Here is a 12,072-nt window from a genome sequence, read left to right on the forward strand (position 1 = left end):
CGCCGATGATGAACCTCGCCGAATATCGCAACCGCAATACCCGTCTCGCCGACTTCCTGCCCTGGGTCGCTCTGGTCGGCGAAGGCATCGTCCTGAACAAGGACGGCAGCTTGCAGCGCACCGCAAGATTTCGCGGACCCGACCTCGACAGTGCCGTTCCGGCCGAACTGGTCGCGGTCGCCGGACGCCTCAACAACGCCTTCCGTCGCCTGGGCTCTGGCTGGGCGATCTTTGTCGAGGCGCAGCGCCATGGCGCTGCGACCTATCCCGCCAGCATGTTCGCCGACAGCGCGTCGGCCTTGGTCGACGCCGAGCGGAAAGCCGACTTCGAGGAAGCCGGCGCGCATTTCGAGTCGAGCTACTTTCTCACCTTCCTCTATTTGCCGCCCGCCGAAGACGCGGCGCGCGCAGAGACCTGGCTCTACGAGGGTCGCGATCACGCCGGCGTCGATGCGCACGAGATCCTGCGCGGCTTCGCAGACCGCACCGATCGCATTCTTCAGCTCATCGACGCCTTCATGCCGGAATGCGCTTGGCTCGATGACGGCGAGACCCTGACCTATCTGCATTCGACCGTCTCGACCAAGCGCCATCGCGTCCGCGTGCCCGAGACGCCGATGTATCTCGACGCGCTGCTCGCCGATCAGCCGCTGACCGGCGGGCTGGAGCCACGCCTGGGCGACGCGCATGTCCGCATCCTCACCATCGTCGGCTTCCCGACCGCGACCACGCCGGGCATTCTCGACGAGCTGAACCGCTTGGCATTTCCCTATCGCTGGTCGACGCGGGCCGTGCTGCTCGACAAGACCGACGCCACCAAACTGCTGACCAAGATCCGGCGGCAATGGTTCGCCAAGCGCAAGTCGATCGCCGCCATCCTCAAGGAGGTGATGACCAACGAGGCCTCCGCGCTGGTCGACACCGATGCGGCTAACAAGGCGGCCGATGCCGACATGGCGTTGCAGGAGCTGGGCGCGGACTACGCCGGCCAGGCCTATGTCACGGCGACGATCACCGTCTGGGACGATGATCCGCGCGTCGCCGCCGAGAAGCTGCGCATGGTCGAGAAGGTCATCCAGGGCCGCGATTTCACGGCCATTCCCGAGACGATCAACGCGGTGGACGCCTGGCTCGGCTCACTACCCGGCCATGTCTACGCCAACGTCCGGCAACCGCCGATCTCCACATTGAATCTCGCCCACATGATCCCGCTGTCGGCGGTGTGGGCGGGACCGGAACGGGACGAGCACTTCGATGCACCCCCACTGCTTTACGGCAGAACCGAAGGCTCGACCCCGTTCCGGCTTTCCATCCATGTCGGCGATGTCGGCCACACCCTGATCGTCGGGCCAACGGGCGCCGGCAAGTCGGTGCTGCTGGCGCTGATGGCGCTGCAGTTCCGGCGCTATTCGCAGTCGCAGGTTTTCGCCTTCGACTTTGGCGGATCGATCCGCGCCGCCGCGCTCGCCATGCGCGGAGACTGGCACGATCTTGGCGGTGGCCTCACCGAAGGCTCAGACGACAGCGTGTCGCTTCAGCCGCTCGGGCGCATCGACGATGTCGCCGAGCGCGCCTGGGCCTCCGACTGGCTGATCGCGATCCTGGGGCGCGAGAGCGTGCCGGTCACGCCCGAGGTGAAGGAGCATCTCTGGTCGGCGCTCTCCTCGCTGGCGTCCGCGCCGATCAACGAGCGGACGCTCACCGGCCTGTCCGTCCTGCTGCAATCCAACGACCTGAAGCAGGCGCTTCGGCCCTATTGCGTCGGCGGTCCCTATGGCCGGTTGCTCGACGCCGAGGCCGAGCATCTGGGCGAAGCGAATGTCCAGGTCTTCGAAACAGAAGGGTTGATCGGCACGGGCGCCGCCGCCGCCGTGCTCGCCTATCTCTTCCACCGCATCGAGGACCGCCTCGACGGTCGCCCCACGCTGCTGATCGTCGATGAAGGCTGGCTGGCGCTGGACGACGAGGGTTTCGCCGGTCAGCTCCGCGAGTGGCTGAAGACGCTGCGCAAGAAGAACGCCAGCGTCATCTTCGCGACGCAGTCGCTCTCCGACATCGACGGCTCAGCGATCGCGCCAGCCATCATCGAGAGCTGTCAGACTCGCATCCTGCTGCCGAACGAACGCGCGATCGAGCCGCAGATCACCGCCATCTATCGCCGCTTCGGGCTCAACGATCGCCAGATCGAGATCCTCGCGCGGGCGATGCCTAAGCGCGACTATTACTGCCAGTCGCGGCGCGGCAACCGGCTGTTCGAGCTGGGGCTGTCGGACGTGGCGCTCGCGCTCTGCGCCGCGTCGTCCAAGCAGCACCAGGCGCTGATCGCGGACGTTCACGCCCGCAGCGGCACGGATGGCTTCCTCGCTGAGTGGCTCGCCGAGAACCGGCTTGCCTGGGCCGCGGACCTCATCGCCGACCTCACCAATGTCATCCCCCAAACCGATCCGGAGACACGCCCATGACCCGTTCTACTCAATCCCGCTCGCTTGCACTGCGTATCACCGCAGCGCTGCTTGCCGCGCCGATCGCGCTTTCGCCGATCCTCAGCACTCCCGCCGCTGCGCAATGGATCGTCTACGATCCGACCAACTATGCGCAGAACGTCCTGACGGCGGCGCGCACCCTCCAGCAGGTCAATCAGCAGATCACCCAGCTTCAGAACGAAGCGACGATGCTGATCAACCAGGCCCGCAACCTCGCCAGCCTGCCATACTCCTCGCTCCAGCAGCTTCAGCAGTCGGTTCAGCGCACCCAGCAGCTCCTGCAACAGGCGCAAGGAATCGCCTACGACGTCCAGCGCATCGACCAGGCGTTCACGTCGACCTACGGCAACGCCTCCATGTCCGCCTCCGACCAGGCGCTCGTGGCGCAGGCGCGGGAGCGCTGGCAGAACACGGTCGGCGGCCTGCAGGACGCCATGCGCGTCCAAGCCGGCGTGGTCGGCAACATCGACACCAACCGCGCCGAGATGTCGTCACTGGTCGGCCAGAGCCAGGGCGCGACGGGAGCGCTGCAGGCGACGCAGGCCGGCAACCAGCTTCTCGCGCTGCAAGCGCAGCAGCTTGCCGATCTCACCGCCGTCGTTGCCGCCAACGGCCGGGCGCAAAGCCTGTCCGAGGCCGAGCGATCTGCCGCGGCCGAACAGGGTCGCGAACAGCGCCGACGGTTCCTGACGCCGGGCACCGGCTATCAGCCCGGCAACGCCCGCATGTTCCCGAACGGCAACTGAGGGCGCGGCCATGGACGGCAAGATGCTCGCACGGCTCGGCGCTGTCGTGTTCGTGGCCGTCGCGATCACTGCGACCGCGATCGAGATGAACCGGAAAGAGGAAGTGCGGGAGGCGTGGCCGTCCGACCGGACCACCCAAGCGCAGGGCGATCCGTTGCGCGACGAACTGATCCGCTGCCAGGTGCTCGGCGAAGCGGGGCCGCGCGATCCGGCGTGCCTGCGGGCCTGGGCCGAAAACCGCAACCGCTTCCTCGCGCCCGGCGCGCGACCTACCGAGCGCTTGCCGGACATCCCGCCAGCGCCGCGAAACACTCTCATACCCCAATCGGACCGCACCGATCAGCCGGCCTTCGAGCCCGCCGCACCGATCGCGCCGCCGCAGCTCGACGAGGCGAGATAAGATCATGGGCGGCACCGGCGTCATTGACCATTTTCTTGAGGTCTTCACCCGCTACATCGACAGCGGATTCGGGCTACTCAGCGGCGAAGTCGCCTTCATCGCCACCACCCTGATCGTCATCGACGTGACGCTGGCGGCGCTGTTCTGGAGCTGGGGCGCCGACGACGACATCATGGCCCGCCTGGTGAAGAAGACGCTGTTCGTCGGCGTGTTCGCCTACATCATCGGTAATTGGAACAACCTCGCCCGGATCATTTTCGAGAGCTTCGCCGGCCTCGGCCTGAAGGCTAGCGGCACCGGGTTCACCACGGCCGACCTCTTGCGCCCTGGCAAGGTCGCTCAGACCGGGCTCGACGCCGGACGGCCGCTGCTCGATTCCATCTCCAGCCTCATGGGCTACTGGTCGTTCTTCGAGAACTTCATCCAGATCGCCTGCATGTTCCTGGCCTGGGCGCTGGTGCTGCTCGCTTTTTTCATCCTCGCCATCCAGCTCTTCGTCACGCTCATCGAGTTCAAGCTGACGACGCTCGCCGGCTTCGTGCTGATCCCGTTCGGCCTGTTCGGCAAGTCGGCCTTCATGGCCGAACGCGTGCTCGGCAACGTCATCTCCTCCGGCATCAAGGTGCTGGTGCTGGCCGTCATCATCGGCATCGGCTCGACGCTCTTCTCAGAATTCACATCCGGTTTCGGCGGCCAGAACCCGACAATCGACGAAGCGATGGCGATCGTGCTCGCCGCGCTGTCGCTGCTCGGCCTCGGCATCTTCGGTCCCGGTATTGCAAGCGGCATCGTCTCCGGTGGTCCCCAGCTCAGCGCCGGAGCAGCAGTCGGCACTGGCCTGGCCGCAGGCGGCATGGTCGCGCTCGGCGCTGGCGCCGTCGGCGCCGCCGCGTCGGGTGGCGCTGCGCTGGCCAGTGGTGCGGCCGCCGCCGCTCGTGGCGGTGCTGCGATCGCTGGCGGCGCGTCCACCGCTTACAGCCTTGGCGCAGCCGGGCAGTCCGGCGCGGCCGGCGTCGCTTCCGGTCTCAGCGGGGTCGCCCGTGCCGGCGGCAGCGCCGCCGTCTCACCCCTGCGCCGCACTGCGTCGCGTGCCGCCGAAAGCATGCGCTCAAGCTTCAACGCTGGCGGCAAGGCCGCCTTTGAGGCGACAGGCGGCACTTCCACCATGGGCTCGATCGGCGGTGACGCGGCCGGTGATGGCGCCGCTGCCGCCGGTTCCGCGAACGCCGGCGGTCCGCCGGCCTGGGCGCAGCGGATGCGCCGATCCCAGCACATGACCCATGCCGTCCAGGCCACGGCCCATGCCGTCCGCTCCGGCGACGCCCACGGCGGCGGCTCTTCCATCAATCTTTCCGAAGGCGATCGCTGATGTTCAAACGACCCTCTACCCATTATGGCAAGGCCCCCGAGCCGGCGACGCCCTATCAACGCGCCACCCAGGTCTGGGATGAGCGCATCGGCGCCTCGCGCGTGCAGGCCAAGAACTGGCGGCTCATGGCGTTCGGCTCGCTGATCCTGTCGGCCGGGTTCGCCACCGCGCTCGTCGTGCAGTCAGCACGCGGGACGATCGTACCCTGGGTGGTCCAAGTCGATCGCATCGGTCAGGCGCAGGCCGTCGCGCCCGCCGAGGCCGACTATCGTCCGACCGATCCGCAGATTGCCTTCCACCTAGCGCGCTTCATCGAGCAGGTCCGGAGCATTCCGGCCGATGCGATCATCGTCCGGCAGAACTGGCTGCGCGCCTACGACTTCACGACTGACCGCGGCGCCATGGCGCTCAATGACTACGCCCGCTCCAACGACCCCTTTACACGGGTCGGCCGGCAGCAGGTCGCTGTCGACGTCTCCAGCGTCATCCGCGCGTCCCCGGACAGTTTCCGCGTCGCCTGGGTCGAGCGCCGATACGAAAATGGCCAGCTCGCCGAGACCACGCGCTGGACCGCGATCCTGACGATCGTCGTGCAGATCCCCCGAAACGCCGACCGGCTCAGGGCGAACCCGCTCGGCATCTACGTCAACGCCATCAACTGGTCACGGGAGCTTGGGCAATGAAGCCGTATTTCCGTAAAGCCGGAAACCCGGCTTCACACACACACGTACTCCCGGCTCTCCGTAGAGCCGCATTCCCGGTCGTTCTGCTAGCGGCGACCGCGCTCGCGGGCTGCGCGACCACCAATCCGCCGCCGGAGATTTCCTACGACAATGCGGCTCCGGCGGTGCAGACCGTCGATCCACCCGCGCCGGTCACCGTGGTCGAGCTGCCCCGGCCGCTGCCGCTGCCTGGCCAATTGCAGCGTGTGGAGGAGACGCGGCGTGCCCCGGAGCCTTCTAATCCGACCGCTCGCGTCAACCAGGCAAACGAGGCGGCACGAGTCCAGCCGGTGCGCGACGGCTTCATTAACTCGATGCAGGTCTACCCGTGGACCCAAGGGGCGCTTTATCAAGTCTATACCGCCGTCGGGCAGATCACCGACATCGCGCTCCAACCCGGGGAGCAGCTTGTCGGCGCAGGCCCGGTGGCCGCCGGCGACACAGTGCGCTGGATCATCGGCGACACCGAGAGCGGATCGGGGGCAACGCGCCAGATCCACATCCTAGTAAAGCCCACCCGCGCCGACCTGATGACCAACCTCGTCATCAACACCAACATGCGCACCTATCACATGGAACTGCGCTCGACAGAGCGCACCTATATGGCGTCGGTCTCATGGCAGTATCCGCAAGACCAGCTCATTGCGCTGCGCCGTCAGAACGCCGAGGCGCAAGCGGCCCAGCCGGTGGCGAGCGGCGTCGATCTCGCGAACGTCAACTTCCGCTATGCGATCGAGGGCGACCGTGCGCCGTGGCGGCCGCTGCGCGCCTTCGACGACGGACGCCAGGTCTTTATCGAGTTTCCGCGCGGCATCGGTCAGGGCGAGATGCCGCCACTCTTCGTCGTCGGCCCCGAGGGCAACACCTCCGAGCTGGTGAACTATCGCGTTCGCGGCCACCACATGATCGTTGATCGTCTGTTCGCGGCTGCCGAACTTCGCTTCGGCTCCGGCCGCGAGCAGAAGCGCGTCAGGATCGTCCGCACAGACGGGAGGCCGACCTCGTGAGCGAGAACCCGCCCCGGAATGAGGAAGTGCCGGACGACGATGCGCAGCCCCTGACCGGCGAGCCGGTCGGGCCTGCGCCGATGCGGCTGCGGGCCGAACCGCCCCGCGTCACCCGGTTATCGCGGAAGGTTCTCGCCGGCCTCGGTCTTGTCGCCAGCGTCGGGCTCGGAGGTGCGCTGATCTACGCGCTTCAGACCCGTGACGCCGGTCGGCCGAACGACGAACTCTATTCGACCGAGAACCGCTCGACCGCTGACGGACTGGCCGGCCTGCCGCGAGATTACAGTGGCGTGCCGCAGCTCGGTCCCCCTCTTCCCGGTGACCTCGGCCGGCCGATCCTCAGTACCCAGGATCGCGGACAGCCGGTGCCCACACCCGGGACGGCCACGCCCAATCCCGGCATCAGCCCGGAAGAGCAGCGCCGCCTTCAGGAAATCGAGACCGCGCGCACCAGCCGTCTCTTCTCCGGATCGGAAAGCCGGGGCGCACCCGCTGCTGCGGGAGCTGCCCAAGCGCTCGCGCCGGCGCCGGATTTGGCGGGCCTTGGCCTCGCTCCGCCGCCCGCCACGCCCTCGGCGCAGGACCGGCAGAACGCGTTTTTGAACGCAGCGGCCGATCGCAGGACGGTTGCGCCCGATCGCGTCGCTGCGCCAGTATCGCCGAACGTCCTTCAGGCGGGCGCAGTGATATCCGCGGCGCTGATCACCGGCATCCGATCCGATCTACCCGGCCAGATCACCGCGCAGGTCACCGAAAACATCTACGACAGCCCGACCGGCCGTATCTTGCTTGTGCCGCAAGGCACTCGTGTGGTCGGGCAGTACGACAACAACGTGCAGTTCGGCCAGAGCCGCGTCCTGCTCGTCTGGACTCGGCTCGTCTTCCCGAACGGGCGATCGATCGTTCTCGAGCGCCAGCCTGGTGCTGACGCTGAAGGGTTCGCCGGGCTTCAGGATGGCGTCGATTACCATTGGTGGGATCTGGCCAAGGCTGCGGGATTGTCGACACTGCTGAGCGTCGGCGCCGAACTCGCGGTCGACAACGACGATCGGCTCGTTCAGGCGATCCGGAACGGTGGGCAGGACACCATCAACGACGCAGGGCAGCAGATTGTAAGGCGTCAGCTCAACGTCGCGCCCACGATCACTATTCGGCCCGGATTTCCCGTGCGCGTTATCGTGACGCGAGACTTGGTGCTGGAGCCATATGGAGGATATTGATGGCGAAGCTGAAGCTAGGCCCCATCGCGGACGAAAAGCCACTTAAGGTACAGGTCGAGCTACCCGCAGCTCTCCACCAGGACCTTGTTGACTACGCCCACCTATTGGGCCGAGAGCAAGGTCAGTCCGCTGTTGACCCAGCTCGGTTAATCGTCCCGATGTTACAACGGTTCATCGCGACAGACCGTGGCTTCGCCAAAGCCAGGCGAACGTTGACGCCGGGGAGCGCCGATTAATCCGTGGTCCCCGCTCTAATGCTAGAGGGGGTGTTGAAACACTTCAGCAGCAGCGGCAAAGTCGGATTGTCGTTGTCTCTGGAGGAAATTATAGCGGCAGTCGGCGCCCGCGCCGATGGGAGCGGGATCAACGCAATATCCGGCCGGTAGATCACGCTGGTGATGGTCAAGCCGAAGCCCTGTTCGACCATCGTCAGCAGGGTTTCTCGGCTGACTTGTTGGATCGAGAGTTGAACCGCTCCGTCTCCGGCGCCCACCATGCGCCGGAGTATGCCAGCGAGCTCACGCCCAGCGCCATCCGAGCGAACGAGGAAGACTTCGTCACAAATGTCCTCCCACGACAGCTGTGGTCGTGCTGCCAAGTCGTGAAGCGGGGATAATGCCACGAACAGATCTGGTTCGCAGAGACGTCGAACTTGGAACCGAGGGCTTTTGCTCGCACTCAGGCTGATTGCTGCGTCCAGTAACCCGCGCTTCACCCCCAAAGAGTTTTCTTCTGAAGTGCCTTCCTCAAGCTTTACCTCGATCGTCGGATGTCGATTTCTGAATCCCGCGAGAATGTCGATGATCGGGCACGCCGGAAACGCTTCGAGCATTCCAAACCTCACTAGCCCGGTTTTGAGTTTTCGCGCGGAGCGGATCTCCGTTGCGGCGTTACGAAGGTAGCGCGCTCCCACCACCGCTTGTTGAAGGAAGCGCTCACCTTCTGGAGTCAGCCCTGCCCCCGCTCGCGTACGCTTGAAGAGAGAAAAGCCAAGCTGGCGCTCAAACAGCTGCACACGTCGGCTGACGGTGGATTGCGATATCGATAGGCGTTCCGCCGCTCGGCGGAAGCTGCCGGCCTCGGCGACCTGAACGGCGTATTTCAGGTATCGGAGATCAAGAGTCAGATCGGGCATGAGACCCGTCCGATCATACCGGCGATCTCATTGGCGAACCGCCTGCGCCCGGTGAGAGGCACCCATGCACGTCCATTCTCATCGAGCCCACCCCCGCTAGCGCCTGGGGTACAAGCACGTCCGTTGATCTCGGATGTGGAATCCGAGCTGAGCCCCTCAATGAGCATGACCATGTCCGAATCTGCCATAGATGCATGCGGCGGTCATACATTTTCACACGCTTGAAGTCTATGCGCGAAGCATATCTTATTGCGTTATGGAGCCTGAGGTCGCCAAGTACCATTTTGGTGCACTCGCGTTGGCGGTTGCTGACAGAATCGCCAGTGTCTCGGCCTCGTTTTCACCAAGCGGTCCGGCGACCGCAGTGATGGTGTTTCTCAGCTTGGAGCCCGGACTGCCGATCAGCGTGTTGGCAAGCCGGATCAGGCTTTCTCATGCCGGAACGGTGCGATTGATCGATAGGCTCGAGCACGAACAGTTGGTGGAACGACGACGACATATCGCCGACAGGCGGGCGCGCTTCATTCACCTCACCAATTCGGGGAAGAAGATAACGGGAGCCTTGCTCGAGGCACGGGAGCAGGTGATCTCCGAATGTGCTTCGCCCCTGTCGCCCAATGACCTCGACATTCTAGGCGTGCTGTCGGAGCGGCTCCTTGTGGCAAACGGCTTCGACAAAGATGGCTCGATCAGCCTTTGCCATCTGTGCAGCTACAGCAGGATCGCGCCTTCCCGTACTAAAGCGAAGCCGGGGCGCTCACGACGCCGGAACGTCGCACCGAACGGCTGACGATATGATCAGGCAGGCTTGATATAATGGGATCGTTGGCGCTCGAACTTCTTCTATGCGTACTTGCCTTCGGGTTCGGATATGCCGCGAACCAAGGCGGAACCTGTTTAGTGGTGGCCGCCCATGAGTTACACAGACGACAGCCGCCGAGAATGTTCGTCGGATTTCTCGCAGCGTCGGCAGCGGCAGGGCTGGTTGCGGTCCCGATAGTCTGGACGGGAATACTGGGCGCAACACTCGCACCCTCGACCAGCATCAATTTCCTCCTGCTCATCGGCGCTATCGCCTTCGGCCTCGGCGCACTCATTAATGACACATGCCTGCTCGGATCGCTGGCGCGGCTTGGGGATGGGGAGATGCGGCTTCTAGCTCTACCCTTGGGATTGGCGATTGGCATCTTGGCTGCCGACCATGGCAGGTTCGGCGATGGTGCAACATGGCCAAGCTTGATCTCCAGACCAAGCGTAACAGGCCTCGTTACTCTCCTAGCCTTCCTTGCTGTGCTCGTGCTGGCACTCGTTTTCGTTTCCATGAAGAGCGTTCTGCGAACAAAGCCGGGTTGGTCGTTCGGCGCTTCGATGATTGGACTCGGTATCACTGGTGGACTTCTATATGCACTCTCGCCGGCCTGGACCTTCGCAGACCTGATTCAACGCGGCCTTCCTCTCAGAATGTCGCCGGCCGGCGAGGTCACGCTCACTGCGGTGATCTCTTCGATCGCAGGCGCCCTTACCGCCTCCTTTCGCCAAGGAAATCTGCGTCTCCAACTGCCGACAGCGAATGGCATTCTGCGATCTGTCGTCGGCGGCACATTGATGGGTATCGGCATCGCGCTCATACCCGGCGGGAATGATGGGTTGATCCTCGCAGCGGTTCCGACACTTTCACCTGGTGGGATAGTCGCCTACCTTCTGATGACGACGACAATCGTCTTCGGATTTGCAGCGCGTGGTAAGTTATTCCGGCGCTGCCTTTCAGGGCCATGACAAGGGCAACAGAGGACTTGCCCCGCTGAGGTTCTGCAGGATTTGCGCGCCCGCCGTCACGAGAGGACCACAGTCACGAGGGCACAAGCGCCCCTCTGTGGCGGACCGAAGCACGCAGCAGCACGAGGGACGCCGCTAGCAGAACTGCGTCCTTCAGTAGAAACTGCCCTGGTGCAGCCGAAATCGCAGGAAAGCCGCCGGCAGTCTGCTCCGCGACACCTGGAGTGGTGATGAAAAAGGTCAGCGTGATCAGATAGGTCGCTGCTGACATTAGTGCGCCTAGCGCAGAGAAGAGTGGACGAAATGCACCAAGGATCAGAACGAGACCGGTCGATAACTCGATAACGCCGATGAAATAGCTTTGTCCCTGCGTCCCGAACATGCCCAGCCAACTCATGATCGGGCTGTGCTCGATAAACGGGGCGATGCCATAGGCCTCGTACGCTGTGAACTTCATCGCGCCGAACCACAGAAATACGATCACGAGAGCCCATCTAAGTAGGCCGAGATCCCTCCGACCGTGCTCGGGGACAAAAAATTCGTAACGGTCGAAAATGCTCATCTAAAATTCCTCAACAGTGGTCCCGTGGGAACGTCACGAACGACGTCTTCGTGCTTCGGGCAGGCGTTGCAGTATATGCGCGACGCATATACTAATAAGCGAGATATGTCAAGCGGCTGTTGGCTCGCGCTTCGCTGCCTCACGATGCCACCCTCATCGGCGATGCCTTTACTGAGCAAACGCGCGACCTTGCGGGATTTTGACTTGATGGGGCTGGCGCTCCGGCTGGGCCTATAGCCTGTTGGCAAACGTCCAGCCTGTACGGATGGACGCGGCCCTGGACGAGATACCATGGCCGACCGAAGTCGTAGCAGCGATCGCCGCACTCCCCGACGTCGTGGAGCACGGACTGTTCCTCAATAAGACGGATACAATCGTGGTCGCGCGCGGTGAAACGATGGAAGTGCGACACCGTGGGGCAAGCTAGGTCTCGCTGATCTACACCTGCGCGGCCTGGATGACGGCGCTGACGCGGAGTGATTCTCGGGCGCGACCTACGGCGATTCCGAGCGAAGAGGCTTGCCCTATAGCCGTCAGGTATCAACGGTTCCGCGGCCTTAACGAGCCGGACCCGCTTTTTTCGGCGCGCTCGATCAGTCGAATCCTCCGAAACCCTTTTAAAACAGGAGTTTTTCCATAAGCCGCGCGGAGA

General features: G+C 64.2%; 12 protein-coding genes and 1 pseudogene. 11 read left to right on the top strand and 2 right to left on the bottom strand.

Annotated elements, in window-relative coordinates; translation table 11 throughout:
• The first annotated feature begins 5 nt into the window (after positions 1–5).
• Genes trbE through F1640_RS00360 form a run of 8 tightly spaced genes read left to right on the top strand, consistent with a single transcriptional unit; the run spans position 6 to position 8,183 of the window.
• Positions 6–2,462 carry a conjugal transfer protein TrbE gene (gene trbE, locus F1640_RS00325; protein WP_066115940.1) on the top strand — a complete coding sequence of 819 codons (2,457 nt, stop codon included), beginning with the start codon at positions 6–8 and terminating at the stop codon, positions 2,460–2,462.
• Positions 2,459–3,229: a P-type conjugative transfer protein TrbJ gene (gene trbJ / locus F1640_RS00330; RefSeq protein ID WP_066115942.1), complete on the top strand. Its 771-nt coding sequence runs from the start codon at positions 2,459–2,461 to the stop codon at positions 3,227–3,229. The genes trbE and trbJ overlap by 4 nt, the downstream gene beginning before the upstream one ends.
• Before the next feature lie 10 nt (positions 3,230–3,239).
• The gene (gene trbK-alt / locus F1640_RS00335) at positions 3,240–3,629 is read left to right on the top strand and encodes a putative entry exclusion protein TrbK-alt (RefSeq protein WP_066115944.1); all 390 of its coding nucleotides are present in this window, start codon (positions 3,240–3,242) and stop codon (positions 3,627–3,629) included.
• 4 nt (positions 3,630–3,633) lie between these two features.
• Positions 3,634–4,998 carry a P-type conjugative transfer protein TrbL gene (gene trbL / locus F1640_RS00340; protein WP_174076592.1) on the top strand — a complete coding sequence of 455 codons (1,365 nt, stop codon included), beginning with the start codon at positions 3,634–3,636 and terminating at the stop codon, positions 4,996–4,998.
• The gene (trbF, locus tag F1640_RS00345) at positions 4,998–5,681 is read left to right on the top strand and encodes a conjugal transfer protein TrbF (RefSeq protein WP_066114569.1); all 684 of its coding nucleotides are present in this window, start codon (positions 4,998–5,000) and stop codon (positions 5,679–5,681) included. The genes trbL and trbF overlap by 1 nt, the downstream gene beginning before the upstream one ends.
• Positions 5,678–6,727, top strand: a complete 1,050-nt coding sequence (gene trbG, locus F1640_RS00350; protein WP_011191356.1) for a P-type conjugative transfer protein TrbG — start codon at positions 5,678–5,680, stop codon at positions 6,725–6,727. The genes trbF and trbG overlap by 4 nt, the downstream gene beginning before the upstream one ends.
• Positions 6,724–7,947 carry a TrbI/VirB10 family protein gene (locus F1640_RS00355; protein ID WP_066114567.1) on the top strand — a complete coding sequence of 408 codons (1,224 nt, stop codon included), beginning with the start codon at positions 6,724–6,726 and terminating at the stop codon, positions 7,945–7,947. Before trbG ends, F1640_RS00355 begins: the two co-directional genes overlap by 4 nt.
• Complete coding sequence (locus F1640_RS00360; RefSeq protein ID WP_174076590.1) at positions 7,947–8,183, top strand: DUF2274 domain-containing protein; 237 nt, start codon at positions 7,947–7,949, stop codon at positions 8,181–8,183. The genes F1640_RS00355 and F1640_RS00360 overlap by 1 nt, the downstream gene beginning before the upstream one ends.
• On the opposite strand, the gene F1640_RS00365 is transcribed toward F1640_RS00360, so the two are convergent.
• Positions 8,180–9,082, bottom strand: a complete 903-nt coding sequence (locus F1640_RS00365) for a LysR family transcriptional regulator (protein WP_066114562.1) — start codon at positions 9,080–9,082, stop codon at positions 8,180–8,182. The genes F1640_RS00360 and F1640_RS00365 overlap by 4 nt on opposite strands.
• A 190-nt stretch (positions 9,083–9,272) precedes the next feature.
• On the opposite strand from F1640_RS00365, the gene F1640_RS00370 reads away from it, so the two are divergent.
• On the top strand, positions 9,273–9,872 hold the full coding sequence (locus tag F1640_RS00370) for a MarR family winged helix-turn-helix transcriptional regulator (RefSeq protein WP_232312007.1): 600 nt from the start codon (positions 9,273–9,275) through the stop codon (positions 9,870–9,872).
• Between the two features lie 26 nt (positions 9,873–9,898).
• Positions 9,899–10,858 carry a YeeE/YedE thiosulfate transporter family protein gene (locus F1640_RS00375; RefSeq protein ID WP_083954934.1) on the top strand — a complete coding sequence of 320 codons (960 nt, stop codon included), beginning with the start codon at positions 9,899–9,901 and terminating at the stop codon, positions 10,856–10,858.
• Positions 10,859–10,931: 73 nt separating this feature from the next.
• On the opposite strand, the gene F1640_RS00380 is transcribed toward F1640_RS00375, so the two are convergent.
• A complete protein-coding gene (locus F1640_RS00380; RefSeq protein WP_066114561.1) occupies positions 10,932–11,420 on the bottom strand; it encodes a YkgB family protein in 489 nt (162 codons plus the stop codon).
• 265 nt (positions 11,421–11,685) lie between these two features.
• Between F1640_RS00380 and F1640_RS24990 the strand changes: the two are divergent.
• Positions 11,686–11,847: pseudogene (locus F1640_RS24990) on the top strand (ribose 5-phosphate isomerase A); the annotation flags it as partial.
• Positions 11,848–12,072 lie beyond the last annotated feature (225 nt).

Source organism: Novosphingobium sp. NBM11, from assembly GCF_015390225.1.
Taxonomy (GTDB): domain Bacteria; phylum Pseudomonadota; class Alphaproteobacteria; order Sphingomonadales; family Sphingomonadaceae; genus Novosphingobium.